Genomic DNA, 20,786 nt, shown 5'->3' on the forward strand with positions numbered 1-20,786 from the left:
GTTACTCTGATTTGTCAAAATCTGGGTGTTATTGTTTAATGTCGATCGCACATTTTAAATCGAAAATCTTAAATCGGTATGGCAGGACACAGTAAGTGGGCGAATATTAAACGCCAAAAAGCGAGAGTTGATGCCGTTAAAGGCAAGGTTTTTGCGAGAATATCTCGCGAAATTATTGTCGCGGCCCGCAGCGGAGTTCCCGATCCCGCTGGCAATTTTCAACTGCGGACGGCTATAGAAAAAGCCAAGGCGGCGAGTATTCCTAATGAAAACATAGAAAGGGCGATCGCCAAAGGTGCCGGCTTGGCCGGGGGAAGTTCGGAATTAGAAGCTATTCGCTACGAAGGTTACGGCGTTGGCGGGGTTGCTATTCTGATTGAAGCGCTGACAGACAACCGCAACCGCACGGCGGCTGACTTGCGAGAAGCTTTTAGTAAAAATGGCGGCAACCTGGGCGAAACAGGTTGTGTGGGCTGGATGTTTGACCACAAAGGAGTTTGTACGGTACGCGGCCCGATTGATGAGGAACAATTGTTTGAAGCATCGCTAGAGGCGGCTGCGGAATCTTATGATTTGATATTAATTGATGAGGATACTGAAGGTGCAGAGGTATTTACAAGTGTGGCTGATTTGGAACAACTGGCTGATGTTTTGAAACAAAAAAATTTTGCTGTTGTGCAGTCGGAAAATCGCTGGATTCCGAGCAATACAGTGGAAATAGACAGTCCTGAAAAAGCTCGATCGCTCCTTAAGTTAATGGATGCACTGGAAGATTTGGACGACGTGCAAAGCGTGACGGCGAATTTTGAAATGACAGATGAATTGATGTCTTTGAGTATGGTTTAATGGCTGAAAGATGAGGGATCTGGAGCGTCCTGCTGCCACTGCAAAAGACGAGAATTTGGCAGCAGGACGATCGTCGCATTACAATATTACCAGGAGACGAATCCCCAATATTTACGCGGGCGGGGAATGTCAATCCAACGCATTGCTGAAAAAGCTGCAATGAAAACGTCACCCCAAACTCAAGCCATGCTAGATGACAACGAAATCACAACAGGCAGCACCAACTCCGAAGAAATTCCGTCAGCAAACGAAGTAACAGAAACTAACGATCGATCCAAATTGGACGTGCAGGCTAAACCAGAGAATACATCCAATTGGTTCGGTTCAGTGTTCGGAGCCGTCTCTGCAACGGCGAGTGCGGTGGGGAGTGCGGCGGCGAGTGCTGGAAGTGCAATTGTTGATACGGCGAGTGCGGTAGGGAATGCGGCAGGCAGTGCTGGAAGTGCGATTGTTGATACGGCGAGTGCGGTGGGGAATGCAGCCGTTAGTGCTGGAAGTGCGATTGTTGTTAATACGGCGAGTGCTGTGGGGAATGCAGCGGCGAGTGCGGGAAGTGCAGCAATGCAAGTTCCCAATTTTTTTGGTTCATCCCTAGTTTTTATTTCGCAGAGTCCTATCCTGAAAAAACTGACCCAAAAGTTCAAAATCGACTGGTTAGTTAATGCTATAGATGCTGTTGATGTCGTAAATGCCGAGGCGCAAGTTCGAGAGTTACAGCGCCAATATCCTCACGAGAAACCCAAAGAGATCGCACATCACTTGATGGTGGAAAAAGCCTTGCTAGCTGCAGGAAGTGGCTTGGTGAGCAGTTTAGTTCCCGGCGTGGCTTTGGCGTTGTCTGGCATGGATTTAGCGGCAATGACGGCGTTATCTGCCGAGTTGGTTTATCAAATTGCTGCCGCCTATGGCATGGATTTGCGATCGAGCGATCGCAAAGCAGAAGTTGTCGCTATTTTTGGTTTGTCCTTGGGTAGCAATTTAGCGATCGAAGCTGGAGTTACGCTTGTCAGCAATATTCCGTTGGCGGGTGCGGTAATTAATGCTAGCGCCAGTGCGGCAATGATTTACGCGCTGGGATACGGTGCTTGTCGGTTTTATGAAGCCGATCTCGATTCCTCGGAAATCGAAACCAAGCTCGAAGATTTACAAGAGGTATTGCAAGCGGAAAGTGAGCAATATTTAGAGACAGCGATCGCACAAGAAACGGTGATGGATTGGATTTTGGTGTATGTCGTCTATGCGAGCAAAAAATTCACCCGATGGGATGAGTTATTACCGGAATTACGAGCGGCGAATTTAAATCCCAGGACTTTAGCTGAGATTGAAGCTGTGACAAATAAGTCTAAATTACTTCCCAAGTTGGATATTTTACTCGAACAACTTGAACTCGACTTTGCCGAACCACTTTTAAAGCGATGCACTGAGATCGTCGAGGCTGACGGTGAAATTAATCAACAAGAGGGAAAAATTTTGCTGACAATTCAACGGGCTGTTTTGAGCAAAAGAAAGCAAGCCCAAAAGCAAGCCCAGCAAACTTCGATCGAGGATGCGGTATCGGAACCCACTGAAGCACAAACTGAAGTTCAATCTGCATCACAAACTCCCTCTTTATCTTCTGATTCTCCTTCTCCTAATAAGTTGAGTTCCAGGATGGTGCAAAAATTCCAAAAAATCATAAAAGTTGCTGCGCTATTAGACGTGCCAAAGATTGCGAATTTAATAGATACTGAATCACAAGCTCCTCCCTTATCTTCTCATTCTCCTTCTACTAAGTTGAGTGCCATTCTGCTGAAAAAATTCAAGCAGATTTTAGCAGGTTCTACGCGGTTAGAAGTGGCCGAGATTGGGTATTTAATCGATCAGGTCGATCGCATGACAGGAGAAGAGTTTGAGGAATTTTTAGCCTGCTGTTTCCGCAATCTCGGTTATGCGGTCGAAATGACACCCAAAACGGGGGATTTTGGTGCGGACTTGATTCTCTCTAAAGCCCGCAAGAAAACCGTTGTCCAGGCAAAACGCTATCAAGGAAAAGTGGGAAATTCCGCCGTGCAAGAAGTGGTTAGTGCGGTTAAGTATTACGCGGCGCAAGATGCGATCGTTATTACAAACAGTATGTTTACATCCAATGCTCATAAACTGGCTCAAGCGAATGGGGTACAACTCTGGGGAAGAGAACAGTTAATTGATTTAGTGATTCGAGCTAAAAAATAAGGTATCTATGAACCAAGAATCCCAGTCTCTGAAAGAGCGGGGAGTGTCATTTGAAACACAAAAACTTTGCAGTTTTGCAGTCGTAAAATCGCTGGATTCCCAGCAATACAGTGGAAATAGATACTCCTGAAAAAGCTCGATCGCTCTTGAAGTTAATGGATGCACTGGAAGATTTGGACGACGTGCAAAGCGTGACGGCGAATTTTGAAATGACCGATGAATTGATGTCTTTGAGTATGGTTTAACGATCTAAATCACCAGATTTTTGCCATCCGCAAAACAAATCCCGGTAACTCTGGGTCGGCGCTGACTGTTTCAGGATTATCTAAGATTTCAGGTTCGCGATCGGGACGGTAGATGTAGACTTTTCTGTTTTTGCGATCGAGCAAAAAGCCGAGCGATACACCGTTCTCAATATATTCTTGCATCTTGTTTTGTAATCCCTTGAGAGTGTCACTAGCAGACCGCAATTCAATCACAAAGTCCGGAGAAATCGGTGCGAATGAGGCTTTTTGTTCTTCAGTTAAGGCATTCCAGCGCTCTAGTTTAATCCATGAGGCATCGGGGGAGCGGGTTGCTCCATTTGGCAAGGTAAAGCCTGCACTGGAGTCAAACGTTTCACCTGTGCCATCTTCTTCTGCCCAGTTCGCAAGTTGCTGAAAAATCTTACCGTTTCGATTCCCTGTATCTGAAAAAGCTGGTGACATGATAATGACTTCCCCACTGGCTGTACGCTCAATTCTCAAATCGCGATTAACTAGACAGAATTCATAAAACTGTTCAACAGTCATCGATTCGATCGCAGGGAGATTGACCGTCAGTGGGACGCTTTCGGTTTGAATTAGCAGCGTCGTCATGGTTTTTCCTTTTTTTGGTGCAGGGGTGATAGAATACCTTGAGTTTATACTATTTTAGCTGGGCGATCGCAAGTCTTAGTCGATCGGGGATTCGGAGGCTTGTATCCTTGTTTGGGCTGGGTCAATAATCTTTTTGCCAGTCAGCAAATAAGTAACCATGTATCCCTTGCCCTTAACTTGAATGGCGCCGCGCTTCTGAAAAGTATATTTATCTTTTAATATCTCGTAAGTTTCGGCGGTGACTTGAATGCAGCCGGTAATCCCGTGGGATTCCATTCGCGAAGCAATATTTACTGTGTCGCCCCAGAGGTCGTAAATAAACTTTTTTAAGCCGATGACGCCGGCAACGACAGGGCCACTGCTAATCCCGATCCGAATGCTGAAAGGTTCCGAATGTTCTAAACTCAGGAGCCTAATTTCGTGCAGCATATCGATCGCCATGTTCGCAACCGCCTCGGCGTGATCCTCTCTGGCCGTAGGCAAACCGCCGACAACCATGTAAGCGTCACCAATAGTCTTAATTTTCTCCAAACCGTGGCGATCGGCCAAGTGGTCAAAAGCCGAAAAAATATCGTTGAGCACTTCCACCACCGCCGTCGCTGAAATTCTCGACGAAAGCTCTGTAAACCCCACAATGTCGGCAAACATCACAGTTACTTCCGCAAAACTTTCGGCGATATTGTGTTCGTTGTCCTTCAAACGCAGGGCGATCGCTGCCGGCAAAACGTTTAGCAGCAGTTGCTCGGATTTAGCTTGTTCGAGTTCCAACTGCAGGTAAGCAGCCTGCAACTGTTCGGCTTGGCGAATTCTTTCTCGGGCTAGCTTTTCGATTTGGGCGGTGCGGCTCAAAGCTGTCAGCATATATGTGACCGGAATCAGAGTCCACAGCATCCCCATCGTCAGAGTTCCCCAAGAGCGCCAGTGCTTGCGAATCCGGCGAATTTCCGGCGTTGCCGACACGTACATAGACCACTGGCGGCCGCTAATTTTCAGCCGCCTTCTGCAAGCTGTATAGTTCGGGCCTGGATTGTCAAGAATCGGGCAGTTTTGCATCATGGCTAGGTCAGCAGCGGCTGATGCTGGAAGCACTTGTTGGCTCTCGGATTGGAACTGCACCGCAAATTGCTGAATTTGGCGGTCAGCAGGGAGATTTTTGAGAACCGGGTTCCCCGTTTGGGGTAACAGCGACGGTGCTTCTTGCTTGTCAGGAGCCTCGCTAACGAGATAAATAGTGAGGTAGTCGGTATTGCGTCCTTTTAAAGAGGTTTGGAAAATATCTTTGCCTCGAAATACGCCCAGAACAAATCCTTGTAGCAATTGGCGACGGGATTCCAGGGTAGTCGGTTTAGTGCTGTTTTCGTAAATCGGAACTATGGCCAAAAGACCTAGTTCCGGGGAATTGCCCTGACTTAGGCCGACGTAGTTGGTGACAATCATTTCTCCTGTATCGCGCCCTCGATCGAGCGCCGCGCGGATTTGTGGGTGGGAGGCGAGGTCAAAGCCTAATACTGTCTCGTTTCCGGCTGGTGGTTCGACGTAGAAAGCCGGGAAGTATTCGGAACGCTGGAGGGCCTTGCGGAGTTCTCCTCGCGGGCCGCGCTCTGTAATCTCGAAGCTGGGTTCTGTTTCGGTTCTAGCTTTGGTTTCGTAGTTGCGCCGCTGCGAATCGGGGACGCGGGGGGCCCAAGCCAGGAGTTGCAGGCTGGGGTGGACGGATAGGGGACGGGCGACAAACCTAGCAAAAGAGGAACGCTCGACGGCGCTGAAGGCTTTCATGTAGTCGCTGAGGGCGAGAACGCTATCTAAGTCGGAGTTGACCTGGCGTTCGATGCCGATCGAAATATCGTCAATGCGGCGGTGCATTTCGTAGTCGCGGCGCTTGTCTTCCCAGTCCCAAACCAAGGCAAATGCCAGGGCCGACAGTCCGACACCCAAAGCCAGCGTCAACCCGGCTGGAATGTAGCGAGACCAGGATAAAGGTAGTTTTTTCAGCATAATTGCCTAGCGAATAAGGGCTGCAGATTAGCACACCGCTGAGTGCGATTTGTTCCGGCCTCTGAGTGCGGTTTATTCAAAACCTTGATAACTCAAGTACCGACGGCAATTGGGAATTAAAAGTTAGATATTTAAACTTTTTGATTAATGGACGATCGCTCAGCAGGGGATTTCAATCCAGAATTCCGCTCCCTGTCCGGGCGCTGAGATGCACCGCAGGCTTCCCTTATGTTTTTCTACCACAATCTGATGGCTGATGGATAATCCTAAGCCAGTTCCAGCCCCTACGGGCTTGGTGGTGAAGAACGGGTCAAACAGCCGCTTGCGAACCTCTTCGCTCATTCCCGGGCCGCTGTCGGCGATGCAAATTACAATGCGATCGCAATCACTGAGCTGGGTTTTACTGTGGCTTTTCAACCCAGCTTTTTTCATGAGGGTACGAATCACGATCGTCCGAGGTTCCGGTTGGTTTTCTAGAGCGTCGATCGCATTGCTGATAATATTTAGAAAGACCTGGTTCAACTGACCCGCACAACAGTAAATTTTGGAGATCTTTCCGTATTCTTTAATGATTTCAATCCCGCTTTTTATACTTGCCTGATGCAATCTGTGCTGCAAAATTAACAGTGTACTGTCAATGCCTTCATGAACGTCTACCAACTTCATTTCAGATTCATCCAGTCGCGAAAAGTTCCGCAGCGACAACACAATTTTACTGATTCTTTCTACTCCTACTCTCATGGAATTTAGCATTTTTGGCAAGTCTTCCTTCAGAAAATCTAACTCTAACTCCTTAACTTTTTCAGCAATCTGAGGCCCTGGGGACGGATAGCATTCCTGGTAGAGACTTAACAGTTCAATTAAATCGTGAAAATAGTTGTAAGTATGAGAAATATTGCCGTTAATAAAAGTTGCGGGATTGTTAATTTCGTGGGCTATGCCAGCCACCATCTGACCGAGGCTAGACATTTTTTCGGATTGAACTAATTGGATTTGAGCGTTTTGTAGTTTTTCGTAGGCTTCTTGCAATTGGGCTGCTTGTTTTTTCAATTGAGATTGGGAAGCTTGGAGTGCTGCTTCAGAAATTTTACGGTTGGTAATATTTTCAATCATCCCTAATTTGTAAATAGGTTTTCCTTCGCCGTCTCGAATCAAAGTAGCTGTCACGTTTACCCAAACAATTTTACCTGTAGCGGCAATCTGGCGGATTTCGATTTGATAGCTCGTAATTTCTCCCCGATCGAGAGATTCAGCAACTTGGAGATTTTTGGGATTATCTTCGGGATGCCCAAGTTCAATAAATGTTTTGGCGAGCAATTCTGCTGCGGTATATCCCAGCATTTCGCAGTAAGTTTTATTGACTCGCACTAACTTGTTATCATCTAAATTAGCTAAGTAGATAGCGATGGGTGCATCTTCAAAAATAGTGCGAAATAGTTCCTCGCTTGCCCGGACTTTAGCTGCTAGGGAAAGCCGATCGGTGATGTCTTCAAACGTAGACAAAATGCCGACAACATTGCCGGAATTGTCGTGTAAAGGTATTTTATTTGTATCCAGGCAGCACTGGGTGCCGTCGGCTGGCATTTTGGATTCTATGATGTGATATTCTGGGGTGTTAGTTGCCATAATGCGGCGGTCGCAGGCTCGAAAAAATTCTGTTTCTTCCGGCTTCCAGGGCATATCGAAGTCGGTGAGACCGGCGATTTCACTGGGGTGATTGAAACCTGCGACTTTGGCAAAGTTTTTGTTACCTCCCAAGTAAACTAAATCTCGATCTTTCCAGGCGATTAACTGAGGGATGTTGTTGATTACCAACCACAGCATTTTTTGGGAGCTTTCCAAGGCTTCCGTGCGTTCTAGGACGCGCTTTTCAAGTTCTTGATTGGCTTGTTGCAGGGCGATTTTTGACTCGCCCAGGGCGATTTCTGCTAGCTTGCGATCGCTGATGTCGATTGTCACCCCCTCCCACAGTATATCGCCGCCCGGTTGCAGTTCGGGGCGGGCAATGCCGCGAATCCATTTCACTTTTCCCGATCCGGTTACGATCCGCCCTTCATATATCCAAGGTTTGAGAGTTGCGCCGGAAATTGCGATTGATTCTAACAGATTTTTTAGGTCTTCTGGATGCACCGTTGCCCAAATTAAATCGGAGTTTTGTTGAACTTTTTCTGGATCTAATTCGTAGAGTTCCCAACAGCCGGAACTCACATAAATGAATTCATTTGAACCGTCGGGATGCAGCAAGTATTGATAAATCATTCCCGGCACGTTGGCGGCCATTTTTTGGAATCTGGCTTCGCTTTGCCGGAGTGCTGATTCTGCAAGTTTGCGATCGCTAATGTCAATCAACAAGCCGTCCCAAATAATGTTATCTTTTTCGCCCATTTCTGGCCGGGAAGCCCCGCTAACCCACTTAATCCGATCGCCCGGAAAAACAAATCTGCCTTCCCACCGCCAAGGCTCTAAAGTTTTAGCTGAGATAGCAACTGATTCCTGGAAGCTTGGCGCATCGTCTGGATGAATAATTTCGATCGCGGGAATAGCTGAATTTTGGAGTACATCTGGTTCTAATTCCCAGAGTTCGCGGCAGCCGGAACTGACGTAGGGGAATGACATAGTGCCGTCTGCTGCTAACTGAAATTGATAAATCATTCCCGGAACGTTGGCGGCTAGTTTTTGAAACCTCGCTTCGCTTTGCCGTAGTGCTGTTTCTGCTTCTACGCGATCGGTAATATCGTAAAATGCCGATAAAATTGCTGCTTCGCCGTTAAAATTAATCGAGCGCATCGACATTTTTACCCAAAAAAAACTGCCATTTGCTTTCTTGAGGCAGATTTCTTTGCTGTCGCTAAAGCCGTTTTGTTTGACTAATTCTAGCAATTGACATCGATCGTTGATGTTGGCATAAAAATCAATCTTTTTACCCCCAATAAGTTGTTCGCAACTCAACCCTAAACTTTCACCGAGAGCAGGATTTGCATACAAGATCAGGCTATCTTCTAGGCGCGTAATTAACAGGGGAACGGGAGTAGTGCGGGCAATTACGCGCAATCTTTCTTCGCTTTCTTCCCTGGCTGTTTCGGCTGCTACTCTTTTGCTAATATCGTTCTGAACTCCGATAAAATGAGTTAATTTCCCCTCATTGTCTAGGATGGGGGAAACCATTAATTCGTTCCAAAAAGGAGTTTTGTCTTTGCGATAATTTTTGAGAACTACCTGAATTTCCGTTCCCGATCGTAAACTGCTGCGAAGTTTGTCTAATTCGGCCCGATCGGTATCGGGGCCCTGCAAAAATCGGCAGTTGCGTCCAATAACTTCTTCGGCACTGTAACCGGTCAGTTTCTCAAAAGCAGGATTGCAGTAGATAATAGGTGTGTCAGGCTGGCGAGCATCGGCGATGAGGATGCTGTTGCTCGACGCTGCGATCGCCCGCTCTAGGAGAGACAGGTTGAAAGAGTCTGTTGTCATCTGTAGCAATATCCAAACTCCTTGGGAGCGGACAGAACAATAAAAAAATATAAATAGCTTGAGCCATTCTTATTCTATAATTTTATTTTTAATTTAGCCTTGTTAACCAAGCCAGCAGCCCAAAACAGCCGGCGGGGGAAACGACTAATACCATTTTAGATTTTAGATTTTAGATTGGCAATGACTGATTCCATTATGGTTTGGGGCAGGCGCATACAGTTGCCTTCTGGTTTGAAAGTAGTACAACCGAAGGTATTAGGCACTTATCCAGAAAACAGAAGGTGAAAATACCGAAGGCCCAAAGAAAACAGAAGATGAGAAGGAGTCAATCGATTGCGCGATTTTAGATTTGAGATTTTAGATTGACTTGCGCGAGATAAATGCTCTTTCTTGAGGATTTTCGATTTTCGATTTGGGATTGATTCCACGGATAAATCACGTGGCGGGTACCACCTTTGAAATTCTTGGTCAATCGATTGCGCGATTTTAGATTTGAGATTTTAGATTGACTTGCGCGAGATAAATGCTCTTTCTTGAGGATTTTCGATTTTCGATTTGGGATTGATTCCACGGATAAATCACGTGGCGGGTACCACCTTTGAAATTCTTGGTCAGAAGACAGAATTGAGAATTGAGAATTCAGAATACCCCATGCGCCAAGTTAGGGGTAACGGTAACGGAAAGAATTTTTTCTGCTCCACGATTAAACTGGGGGGCTTTAAACCTCGATTCTCCATCCAGTTGCACAGAATCCATTCTGCATTCTGGCTCCTGAATCATCAATTATTCTTCGGTAAAAATACTCATATGTTGAACTTTTTTTCTTCTCCTTCTATCCGGTTCATCAACCCTTTTAAATTGACAAGTTAATGCAAGAACCCTGAGCAGTTTTGCTTACTTCAATCCTGGCTTGAAAAACTTCTTTCAGGTGGGGCATATGGGTAACGGTGAGAATGCAGGCGAAGTCGGAGGCGATCGCATTAATTGCAGCAATCAGCCGATCGCACCCTTCAGCATCCTGAGTCCCGAATCCCTCATCAATAATCAACATTTGCAAAGCGGTGCCCGCCCGCTGAGACAGGAGTCTCGCCAGCGCCAGCCGAATCGCAAAATTAATCCGAAAAGCTTCACCGCCAGAGTAAGTTTCGTAGGCGCGAGTACCGCGAGCATCAGCAATTAAAATGTCTAAAGTGTCAATCAATTTAGTGGCTTTTTTAGAAGCAGCAGCCCGCTGAGTAATAAATTGAACGTGCAATTGATTCGCGCTCAATCTCGACAATATCTGATTGGTTTCAGCTTCGAGTTGAGGCAAAACATTTTCAATCATTAAAGCTTGAATGCCGTTTTTACCAAAGGCTTGACCCAACTCTTGATAAACTCGCTGCTGGCGTTTGGCAACTTGCATTTGCTCTTTTTGAGCTACTAGCTGAACTTGCAGAGTTTCCAGATTTTGCTGCTGCTGCTGGAGGCGTCCGAGACTTCCCAAATGTTGGTCTAGCTGCTGCCGGCGGCGACTGATTTGCTGTTCGATCGCACTTATTCTGGCTGTGGGATCGGGATGTTCTTGCAATTGCTGGTTCATCGCGGAAGTTTGAGCGCTGACAGCTTGCAAATCTCGATCGCGCACTGCGATGGAATTTGCTATTTCATTAACCCGCTGCTGCACTTGCGGGTACTGCACAGTTGCCGATCGCAATTTTTCGGCGCGGGCGATCCAAAACTGCGATCGGCGCATTTCGCTCCGCACGTGTTCGTGCTGTTCCAAATTATAGCCAATTTCCGCAATGTATCTATCTAAAGACAGAATTTGCTGCTGTATTTCCGAGCTATTTTTTTGCTGTTCTAACTGTTGCTGTACCGTGGCTAATTGAGTTTGCAAATCCGGGCGGCGGGCATTAATTTTATTCAGTTTCTGCTGAGCGTCTTTGATTTGAGCTTGCTTAATTTCCGCCCACCGCAAGCGCTTTTCATCGCTGCGGGCGAGGGAGTGGCTGCGATCGCTGTAATTGAGCTGTTGCAGTTGCTGTTCGATTTGCTGGAGTTCGCCCAAGTCATCGGCTGCATACTCGCCGGTGCGTAGCAAGCGCTCTATTTCTGCAGCGTCTTGACGCATACTTTGCAGCCGGTTTTCATCTTGGCCCAGGCTATCTAATTGTGCTTGCAAATGGCTGCGGCGTTCCCGCAATTCTTGGTAGGGCGCTAATTCCTCTTCTAGTTCGCGGTATTCATGTCTGAGGACTTGAATTTCGCGCTCGGAGACGGCCAACTGTTCGCGCACAACCCACAGTTGGTTCCAGATTTCCTGCTGTTGGGAGTGGTGTTTTGCGACTACCAAATTCCAGTAGTGTTCGTCTAAAGGTCGATCGCACAAAGGACAATTGCCAAAATTTGCATCCCGCACCATTAAATGCGAATTCGATGGCTCGTTTTCCGCAAAATTCGAGGCTTTACCTTCGCCTGCGCTGGTTTCTCCTTCATGTTTCCGCAAGAGTTGCAGTTTTTGGTCGATCTCGGCGAGTCTGGTTTGATAGTCGCGGCTTTTGGCTTGCAGGTTTCCTAGAAAGTCGTGCCTTTCTTGACCTTTTTCGCGGACTCGCTGCTGATAAACTCGCTTGTTTTCCAACTGCAAAATTTGATTCGCGATGGCCGAGATTTCCTGCTGTAATTGCGGCTGTCGCTGCTGCTGCTGAACTTGCACCTGTCGGTTGATTTCGTCTAAGCGGGCGGTTAAACCGGCGCGGGCGCGATCGAGCTTTTGTTGCTTTTGCTGCTGCTGTTGTAGCAGCGGCGAAACTTGCAGTTGCAGTTGCTCTAGTTCGTTGAGGCGCGATCGAACTGCTTGCAACTGTGCGAGTCCTTTATCAACCTCCGGCTGCTGTTTGAGAATTTCCAGAACATCTTTTTCATCCTGTTCTAAAACCTCTAATTGAGCTTGCAACTGCTGAATTTTGCTTTGCAAAAAGCTCAGTTCTTGCCGCTGCTGTTCTTGCAATTGCTGGCGCTGATTTTGGGCTTGTTGGTTAACCTTGAATTTGCCAGCCAGAGTCTCTTCTGTAGCTTGCAAGCTGTGGAAATAGGCAATGCCTGCTGTTATTTCATTTTCTTGCCCTAGGAGGGCTTGCAGCTCATTTTGCTGCTGTTTTGCTGCGCTGAGTTCTTGCTGCAAGCGGCGGCATTCTTGAGAGATATTGTAGTGCTGTTGCTGGTGGCCGGCGAGGAGTTTTTGCCAAGTTTGGCGGTTGTGGTGCTGGAGTTGCAGTTGCTGTAACTCGGTTGTGTCGGCTTGCTGCTGCTGCTGAAGCAAATCAGTTGCTTGCTGCAATTGAGTTTGTTCTGAGGCGATCGTCTCTTTTTGTTGCAGTTGCTCTTGTACGGTTAGCAAACTCTGTTTGAGTACATCGACTCGAGCTTTAAATTGTTTGGAGGTATCCTTGGCTTGGTCGGATAAAGTATCGTAGGAGTCGAGCTTGAGCAGGTTGGCTAAAACTTGTTTGCGTTCGATCGGCTTTTTGAGCATAAATTCATCAGCTCGCCCCTGGCGCAAATACGCCGAGTTGATGAAAGTATCGTAATCAAGTTTGATGTGTTCGAGGATTTTTTGTTGAGTTGTTCTCAGCCCCTTGTCTGTGAGCGTGCGAAAATTAAGTTTTTCCTCACTCTCGGCAGAATTCAAGCTGACTTGAAATTCCAAACTTCCCGATTGTCCGCGCCGGCGGTTGCGAATCACCCGGTAGATTTGGCCGTCGGTGGAGAAAGTGAAATCAACGCGCACATCAGTTTCGCCGATATGGATGATATCGTCTTCCGTATCGCTGCGGCAACAGCCCCAAAGTGCCCAAGATATGGCTTCTAAGAGGGAGGATTTGCCAGCACCGTTAGGCCCGCAAATGCAAGCGGTGTGCAAGCCGCGAAAGTCTAAAGCAGCTTCTCGATAGCTGAGAAAATTTTTGAGTGTAAGTTGTATAGGAATCATTTAGGCCATCGCGCCATACAATCTATCTATAAATAACACTATTTGTACGCTGTTGCCTAGTTATTCAATCTAGATCCAGAACAATTGTCAGTGCTTCTGCAATTTCTTCCATAATTGTCTCGGACAAGGTTCCGAGTTGCCGGACAAATCTTTGTTGGGAAACGGAACGGACTTGAAAAGCGTCGGCGGCGGAGACTTTAGTCAAGCCATTTTCGCCGCTTGGTTCTAGTCGAACCATCCAATTTCTCTCGGTGTATCGCTCTTTCCAGTCAGTGATGGGAACAATAACTTCAAGCAGCAAAATTCCCACCGTTTCATCGCTGACAATTACTACCGGACGGGTTTTGCCGATTTCGGCGCCCACAGTAGGTTCAAGCGCAACCAGCCAGATTTCACCTCTACGCATTAGTTTTTATCCCTGCGTTAAGGTATTCTTCCTCGGATTCAAAATAGGGTTCGCTATCAGCCGACCACAAGTCATGTAAAGCACCTCCCGGCATATAATCTTTGACTGCTGCTTCTGCTGCGGCTTTGAGTTTCCGCTTTCTCTCAGCTTTGCGCTGGGCTTTTTCTTCTATTTCTTCGCGCATCATCCGCGAAGCTGTTTCGATGATTTCTAGGCGTTCTTCTGCAGTCAGATTTTTGAGTGCTGCTAAGATTTCTGTTTTAGTCACGGTTTTTTCGGGTGGTTGGTGAAAAAGTACGATCGATCTTATATCTTGCACCATTTTCAATAATCCTTTTTTTGGCCGGGCTCTCTTGCCCACCCCACAAGAAAATATACTCTTTGTGGAACGGGCCGAAGAGCCCGTTCTTGACAATAATGACGCAACATCTCAGATCGATCGCACCATCATTATATCTTTCACAAAAATCAATATCGGCGGTCTGTGCTGATGGCGCAACCTACATTACCGGTCTGTGCTTATGGCGCACCCTACATCGGTCGCACAGGCAGATTTTCTACGATCAAAAAAGGTTGACTGTATTCCTACAGCCAACCCCGCGCCTATTTATTTGTCCTGCGTTTGCTCAAACAGCAACACTACCTGACAAGATTAGGGAACGTATAGCCGACACCGACTAACAATCCCACTTCAGCTCCGTCGAGAAAACCAACATTCAGTCCCGCTGTTGCTGTAAAATTTCTCGACAGCGGCACATCTACACCACCAGAAATCAAGAAGCCAAAATTACTGTTATCACCGGTAGAAAATGCGACGCCCGCACCTGCATAAGGAGCGGCAGTAATCACAAAATCATCGCTGACTTCGACGGCCTCTTGAGATACAAAATCGTAGGTAACGGGGACTAGAACAGTTAAGTTGTCGCGGAACAAAACACTCGGTCTCACCGAGAAATTGTTGGTCAAACCGATTTTGCTAATAATGGCAAATGAACTGTCGCCCAAGGCTGTATCTCCGCCAAAACCTAGATTGCCGCCAATGCCGATGTAGCTGGGCCCAGAACGAGTAGCTCGGCCTGGTCGGATTTGAGTTCCTTGAGCCACTTTTTTAGTGGGTTCCGAGACAGTTGCGGGTTTTTCAGCAACTTTCGGTTGGTTTGTCAAAGCTGAGGCCGAAGTGCTGACAGGATTGCTCAACAATTCTTGTGCTGTTTTGACTTCTTTTTCTTCTTTCGTTGCTGTTACTTCCAGATTATTGCTCTGGGCAACAATTGAGGTAGGTCGATCGCTCTTTTTGGCAGTCTCTACTGTTGACTGCACTCTGACACCATTATCAGCAATTTTAGCGGTTTCTTCCGACTTTTGGGTCTCAGCAGCAATGGAGGTATTTTGCGCTGTTTCTGTCTCAGCAATTTCCGATTTTGCTGCTTCCGATTTTTCGGGTGCAGCAATAGATACTTGCAAGTTGGCGGGCTGTTCAGAGGCTGCTGGCTCTGCCGCTTCTGTTAGTTCGCTCCAACTGATTGAATCAATTTTTTTATTACTAGCCGTTGTTTCTGCGTCGGGTTTAACTGCTGAAGTTGCCGTCGGCTCAGAAATTTGGTCAATATTTTGAGCTGCTATTGTTGCAGTTGTAGCGACATCGGGCAAGTTGCCAGTTTCAGCTTTCGCTGACATGGTACTGCAACAAACAGCTAAAGCTGCAAGATTTATTAACGCAAAAGTAGACTTGGAAAATAGACTATTCATAGAAACTCCTCAATGAAGGCTGTGTTAAAAGTGTAAGTGTTTGAGGGCGACCGTCGAGAGCTTTCCTAAAAAAAGACACAAATATGAGTTGTGTTGTTCCTAGATTGCCATTTTACCGTTGAATAGTCAACTCTCAAGCTGATTAGATTCAAGAACGGACGGTGGGTTTAGAGGCTAATTTTAATTTACAGATCGATCGGGTAAAAATCAATCCTAGGGATGATTGCACCCTTGCTCCTGTTTAATTGAGGGGTCGATCGTGCGTTTCGCTGGCATTCTACAATACTGTACTTGGGGGCGCTGCACTCGCAGCCACGCCGAAAAAATCCGGTTTTTGAGGGCGCACCAGCTCGAAACCAAGAGACGACAAGGTTTCAAAACTGTTTTGGCAGCCCCGCCGTCCAAAGCAAGTGCAGTTAAAACAACGCGATCGGCTGCTGCACAGTCGATGACAATTAATGTAGAATAATACCACCAACTCGAGAAATATTTGTGGCTCGCTCGGGTCAAAATTACTGAATATTATGAAAATTGTGTAAAATTTAGTGTTCTATTTGTAAAGTTTAGCCTTCGCTTTCGCTCAGGGTCTGACCATCTCACAACAGCACGCAACTAAACAAGTCAAAAAATACAAATTATCTCATCTCAACCTGACTTTATGAGCAAAGTTCTAGTCATATTAAGCGAATTGAGCGATCGCGACATCGATTGGATGCTCGCCAACGGCACCCGCACCCAAGTCCTCCCCGGCACAACCCTGATCGCCGAAGGTAAGCCCTTAGACGCCCTGTACATAGTTCTGGAGGGAACTTTGAGCGTTGCTGTATCATCTTTGGGCGACAAAGAAATTGGAAAAATTATTTCCGGGGAAGTTTTGGGCGAAATGTCTTTTGTAGACGGGAGGCTTCCTTCTGCTAGCGTCACGGCAATTGAAGAGTGCCTCATCCTCTCAATTCCCCGGCGACTGCTAACTGAAAAACTCGAGCAAGACGTGCTTTTTTCCCTGCGGTTTTATCGGGCGATTACCAAATTTCTGTCGTCGAGACTGCGCGGTACAGTCAAACGCTTCGGCGATGAGAGTGATTGTTTAATATATCAAGAACCCGACGACGAGGGCGCTATCCGGGAAAATGTGGAAAATCCCGATTTGGCTAAATCGAGATTTCAATGGCTGTTGGAGCGTTTGAAGGGGAGTTGAAGTTGGGAGCATCTCAATGAAAGCTGGCAAGCTAGAAATTGGAGTCAGGAGGCAGGAGTCAGGAGTCAGGAGGCAGGAGGCAGAAGAAGTGTTTTTACAAATATGAGATGCTCCCTTAAAGTTCGGCAACAAGCAGTGTACAGGATTTAATGGATTTAACACCAATTTCTAGTTACCAATTTCTAGTTCCCAATTCCCAATTCCCAATTAGAAAACATATTTTTCAGCGACGCGCCAATAGCGAGAAAAACGCTTCAAATCAATGTAACCATCGTAGCGGACAAAGGGTTCCGGTGGCAAAACTTCTATTGGGTGCGATCGCTTAATTTTCCGGCAAATATCCTGAAACCGAGGGCTGGGACTTTCGGTAGTTACCACTTGATTCGCACCGGATTCGATCGCAAAAGCGATCACTTCCGCCGCCACATCGCCCCGCCGAATAACTACAGGCAACTCCAGCAAACATTCGTAAATAAACACCATTCGTTTGAGACTCAACTGCCATTCATCAATCAGCGCATCATCCCAAACCCAGATTGCCGGTGCCTCTGGGTGCGCTTGAAAAGCGGGGCCTTCTGGACTCAAACAGTCGCCGTGCAGCCAAATAATCGGATTGTTCATAAATGGGGAATGGGGAATGGGGAATCGGGAATGGGGAATCGGGCATGGGGCATGGGGCATGGGAAATTGGCCCGCGCAGGGCATCGGCCCGCGTAGGGCATGGGGAATAGGGCATCGGCCCGCGTAGGGCATCGGGCACTTGTACGATCGCGTAGCCGAAGTATTAGGAATTGGGAATTGCTAGTTGGGAACCAATAACAAATAACCAATAGCTCTCTTGCAAAATAGTTTTATGATATCATGAAATTTTTTGCTGAGAGTTGATTGAATCCCAACTCCTGACTTATTTGCACTCTTGTCTTGCTAGAAACAGGATAAGATGCTAGAAAGTTCTGTTGGTCGTTACAAAATAAGTAAATCATGAAAAATCAATTTTACCTAAATTTGAAACCCGATCAATTTCAACGTAGATTTGGTATCAAGATTCAAACCCTAAAAGCAATGGTTAATGCCAAGCGTAAACTTGGCTGTAGAAAATCCTAAAGACAGAAGAGGAGGTCGCACCATCCGGCGCTCTCGAAGAACAGGTCTTAGTCGCCGATTAATATTGGCGAGAATATCGCACATATTTTCATATTGGGACAAGTTGGGGAGTATTTGAATCAACCCAGCAGCCGAATTGTAACTGATATCGAATCAACTTTAATGAAAACGGGAAAGTTCCGTATTCCTGGGAAAAAGGCATTACTCAAAAACTCTGATTATCCAGAGGTCGTGGTGATGGATGTCACAGAAACAGCGATTGAACGACCCAAAAAAAACAGAAAAGATATTACTCATGCCAGAAAAAATGTCAGACTCTAAAAACTCAATTGGTAATTAATCAAGAGACCAGAGAAATTATTTGCACTGCTTTTGGACCGGGCATTGCCATGACTTTAACTTATTTTAAAAAAGTAAAATTCATTTTCATCCCGAAACAAATAGCTGACAAGATAGTGGCTATCAAGGGATCGAGGACGATCGCCCTAATAGTTATATCCCTAGAAAGAAACAAAAAAAGGGGAAACTTTCTCGAATAGAAAAAGACTACAATCGATTTCTAGCACAGGAGCGAATTATGATTGAACACGTCAATCGGAGTCTCAAAATTTTTAAAATATTGTCGAGTCGTTATCGAAATCGGGAGCATCTCATATTTGTAAAAACACTGATTCTGGCTCCTGACTTCTGACTCTTTTCTCCTGGCTTCTGACTCCTGACTCCTAACTCCTATTTCTAGCGGAGGGCTGCTTTCATTGAGATGCTCCCTCGAAATCGCCGTCGCCGTTACGGTCTGCGTTGTAATTTGCAGCAATTTACAATTATGAGTTAGCTCTAGGGGGCTAAATTTAAAACTTCTGATTATAACATATATCTTTTTTGCAAGAGGTCTAATAATTCAGGACTTACGCACGGGTAGCCATAAACCGGGTTTTTTAACCACAATACTTGCTTAAAACCCTCAATAAGAGTTAAAAAACCCGGTTTCTTTGTGGGCTAGGGTGTCCAGGACTATAATTTCAACCCGAAACTTCAGAACCATGAAATATACAGTTGTTATCCAATGGTCAGAAGAGGTGCGAAAGCTGAGATAGATGATAGGGTAGCTCATTTATGTGGGTTGACGGCTCAAAAAATAAAAATTTTAATCTAGTAAAGCATTATGCTAAAAATAGAAAATCATAAACTTCTTCCTACACCTGTAGAGCACTTAAGACAGTTGACTAGGAAGTTTAGAGAAAGAGATGATACAAAATATCAATATCATGAGGCTTGAAGAAGTAATATTTGCTACAGTCTTCAATATTTAGAAGATCTAGATTTTTTAGAGAGGAATAAAAATCTTTTTTTTAAGGCAACAAATGTTTGATAAGCTGGCGTGCATCTAATTTGTATAGTAATTTTTATTAAAAGTTTTGTGGGGTGTCTCGCCCGCCCTAAAAATCTAATTTAGATGCGCGACAGCTTACAAACAGAAAATTGAAAAAATGTTATTACTACCGCAGGAATTTTTGAGGAAATATTATAGTATTCAACTAATAGTTAATCGTGGTGAAATAGCAACTACTGAGTGGAAAAGTTTTATGAAAATAGAAAACACTAAAAAATATAAAACTTCAGGAAAAGAGTATGAAATTGTAAATGAAATATTTGAAAAAATTGAGAATGCTGAAACAGCAACTACCGATCGTTCCATCCCGAACAACTTTTGGGCCACAGACCAATCGAGAGCGATCGCTTAAACACTGGCACGCTACATATAGCCTGCCTGCGTAAGTCCTGTTTATTATTTTGGCTTGACTTCGCCCTTGAGTGCATTTACTCAAAAAGTATTGCGGTTTTCAGGGTTATTCGCTAGAATAGCCAACCTGTCAAGTAAAAACCTCCCACCAACGAGACAGACATTTCCCACATCCGCTTATGACCATTCCCTATACTCCACCTTGGCTGCTGAACAACGGCCTATTAATGACGTTGTACACCGCATTAAGGGCTAGTCGCCGCTGGGAAAAGACGATCGCTGACCCAGAGCCCCCTTACCGAGAACACATCTTTACTGGTGCCTGTGGAGTCCCGATTTTCGGCTGGGTTGCCATCCCCGAAAATCCCCGATATACCATTGTCGGGACTTACGGCATTACTGGCGATCTGGATAATCAATGGTTTCTCAGGCTACTAGGCCGTAAAGCCTATGCCCGAGGCTGTGCAGTGGTATTATTTGACTGGCGAGCTCACGGCAAAACAGCCCAACTCTCTCCCACCCTGACTTCTGATGGCCTATACGAAGGCGAAGATTTCGTTCGGATTGCTGCGGCTGCTAAAGAAATGGGATGTCCCGCCCCTTTTTGGTTCACGGGTTATTCCCTGGGCGGACAATTAGCGTTGTGGGCGGTAAAATCAGCTCAGACGATCGCAGATTGGGGGCCGGACTTAGGGATCGAAGAGTCAGAACTAGCAGGCGCGGCGGTGATTTGCCCCAGCTTGGACTCGAACCGTTCTCTGTCTTATCTAGTTAAAGATGAGTGGGGGAAATTTTTAGAAAAGGCGATCGCGCGAGAGTTAAAAAAACTAGCAAAAAACATCGCCGCATCACATCCGGGGGCGATCGATCCTGCCGCTATTGCACGCGCCAACAGCATTTGGGGCTTTGACCATGAACTGGTAATTGGCCCGTTAGGTTTCTCCTCTGTGGAAGAATACTATGACGCTAGCAGCGCTCTACACATTTTGCCTCACCTCAAAAAACCCACTTTCATCCTCTATGCAGCAGACGATCCGATGTTTGACCCGGTGCTTGTCTCTGAGTTGCAAGCCATTAGCGCGAACAATCCAGCCTTAGAATTAGTGCTGACAGCCTACGGCGGTCATGTTGGGCATATCAGTAGTAAACGCTGTCAGCATCAATTTGCCGATCGCGATCGGTGGTGGGCATGGAATCGGATTTTACAGTGGTTCGATGCCTTGAGTGTTGATTGAGAT

Annotated in this window: 14 protein-coding genes and 2 pseudogenes; 7 read left to right on the forward strand and 9 right to left on the reverse strand. The window is 46.1% G+C overall.

What is annotated here, in order from left to right; translation table 11 throughout:
- Positions 1 to 78 precede the first annotated feature (78 nt).
- The 3 genes and pseudogenes from OSC7112_RS08680 to OSC7112_RS36945 form a co-directional block, all read left to right on the forward strand.
- Positions 79 to 846, forward strand: a complete 768-nt coding sequence (locus OSC7112_RS08680; protein ID WP_015175556.1) for a YebC/PmpR family DNA-binding transcriptional regulator — start codon at positions 79 to 81, stop codon at positions 844 to 846.
- A 126-nt stretch (positions 847 to 972) separates the two neighbouring features.
- Entirely contained in the window at positions 973 to 3,057 is a 2,085-nt protein-coding gene (locus tag OSC7112_RS34415; RefSeq protein ID WP_015175557.1) for a restriction endonuclease, read from the forward strand.
- An 89-nt stretch (positions 3,058 to 3,146) separates the two neighbouring features.
- Positions 3,147 to 3,302 (forward strand): annotated as a pseudogene (locus OSC7112_RS36945) (YebC/PmpR family DNA-binding transcriptional regulator); the annotation flags it as partial.
- A 9-nt stretch (positions 3,303 to 3,311) separates the two neighbouring features.
- Here the strand turns inward: OSC7112_RS36945 and OSC7112_RS08690 are convergent.
- The 8 genes from OSC7112_RS08690 to OSC7112_RS08735 form a co-directional block, all read right to left on the reverse strand.
- Positions 3,312 to 3,914: a Uma2 family endonuclease gene (locus tag OSC7112_RS08690; RefSeq protein ID WP_015175559.1), complete on the reverse strand. Its 603-nt coding sequence runs from the start codon at positions 3,912 to 3,914 to the stop codon at positions 3,312 to 3,314.
- 75 nt (positions 3,915 to 3,989) lie between these two features.
- The gene (locus OSC7112_RS08695; RefSeq protein ID WP_015175560.1) at positions 3,990 to 5,909 is read right to left on the reverse strand and encodes an adenylate/guanylate cyclase domain-containing protein; all 1,920 of its coding nucleotides are present in this window, start codon (positions 5,907 to 5,909) and stop codon (positions 3,990 to 3,992) included.
- A gap of 159 nt (positions 5,910 to 6,068) precedes the next feature.
- Positions 6,069 to 9,377 (reverse strand): PAS domain-containing sensor histidine kinase, encoded by a 3,309-nt coding sequence (locus tag OSC7112_RS08700; RefSeq protein ID WP_015175561.1) that lies wholly within the window; start codon positions 9,375 to 9,377, stop codon positions 6,069 to 6,071.
- Between the two features lie 853 nt (positions 9,378 to 10,230).
- Positions 10,231 to 13,350: an AAA family ATPase gene (locus OSC7112_RS08715; RefSeq protein ID WP_015175563.1), complete on the reverse strand. Its 3,120-nt coding sequence runs from the start codon at positions 13,348 to 13,350 to the stop codon at positions 10,231 to 10,233.
- 64 nt (positions 13,351 to 13,414) lie between these two features.
- Positions 13,415 to 13,756, reverse strand: a complete 342-nt coding sequence (locus OSC7112_RS08720; RefSeq protein ID WP_015175564.1) for a type II toxin-antitoxin system PemK/MazF family toxin — start codon at positions 13,754 to 13,756, stop codon at positions 13,415 to 13,417.
- Positions 13,749 to 14,078 (reverse strand): hypothetical protein, encoded by a 330-nt coding sequence (locus tag OSC7112_RS08725; protein ID WP_015175565.1) that lies wholly within the window; start codon positions 14,076 to 14,078, stop codon positions 13,749 to 13,751. The genes OSC7112_RS08720 and OSC7112_RS08725 overlap by 8 nt, the downstream gene beginning before the upstream one ends.
- Before the next feature lie 317 nt (positions 14,079 to 14,395).
- Entirely contained in the window at positions 14,396 to 15,505 is a 1,110-nt protein-coding gene (locus OSC7112_RS08730; protein ID WP_015175566.1) for a hypothetical protein, read from the reverse strand.
- 213 nt (positions 15,506 to 15,718) lie between these two features.
- Positions 15,719 to 16,015 carry a hypothetical protein gene (locus tag OSC7112_RS08735; RefSeq protein ID WP_041622433.1) on the reverse strand — a complete coding sequence of 99 codons (297 nt, stop codon included), beginning with the start codon at positions 16,013 to 16,015 and terminating at the stop codon, positions 15,719 to 15,721.
- A gap of 148 nt (positions 16,016 to 16,163) precedes the next feature.
- Here OSC7112_RS08735 and OSC7112_RS08740 point away from each other — a divergent pair, with 148 nt between their 5' ends.
- Complete coding sequence (locus tag OSC7112_RS08740; protein WP_015175567.1) at positions 16,164 to 16,703, forward strand: cyclic nucleotide-binding domain-containing protein; 540 nt, start codon at positions 16,164 to 16,166, stop codon at positions 16,701 to 16,703.
- A 207-nt stretch (positions 16,704 to 16,910) separates the two neighbouring features.
- Here OSC7112_RS08740 and OSC7112_RS08745 read toward each other — a convergent pair whose 3' ends face one another.
- On the reverse strand, positions 16,911 to 17,324 hold the full coding sequence (locus OSC7112_RS08745; RefSeq protein ID WP_015175568.1) for a hypothetical protein: 414 nt from the start codon (positions 17,322 to 17,324) through the stop codon (positions 16,911 to 16,913).
- Between the two features lie 360 nt (positions 17,325 to 17,684).
- Between OSC7112_RS08745 and OSC7112_RS34420 the strand changes: the two are divergent.
- The 3 genes and pseudogenes from OSC7112_RS34420 to OSC7112_RS08765 all read left to right on the forward strand — a co-directional run bounded on the left by OSC7112_RS34420 (position 17,685) and on the right by OSC7112_RS08765 (position 20,783).
- Positions 17,685 to 18,498, forward strand: a pseudogene (locus tag OSC7112_RS34420) (transposase family protein).
- A gap of 796 nt (positions 18,499 to 19,294) precedes the next feature.
- Positions 19,295 to 19,549, forward strand: a complete 255-nt coding sequence (locus OSC7112_RS08760) for a hypothetical protein (protein WP_015175570.1) — start codon at positions 19,295 to 19,297, stop codon at positions 19,547 to 19,549.
- Positions 19,550 to 19,727: 178 nt separating this feature from the next.
- Positions 19,728 to 20,783 carry a YheT family hydrolase gene (locus tag OSC7112_RS08765; protein WP_015175571.1) on the forward strand — a complete coding sequence of 352 codons (1,056 nt, stop codon included), beginning with the start codon at positions 19,728 to 19,730 and terminating at the stop codon, positions 20,781 to 20,783.
- Positions 20,784 to 20,786 lie beyond the last annotated feature (3 nt).

The sequence above is a fragment of the Oscillatoria nigro-viridis PCC 7112 genome, assembly GCF_000317475.1.
Taxonomy (GTDB): domain Bacteria; phylum Cyanobacteriota; class Cyanobacteriia; order Cyanobacteriales; family Microcoleaceae; genus Microcoleus; species Microcoleus nigroviridis.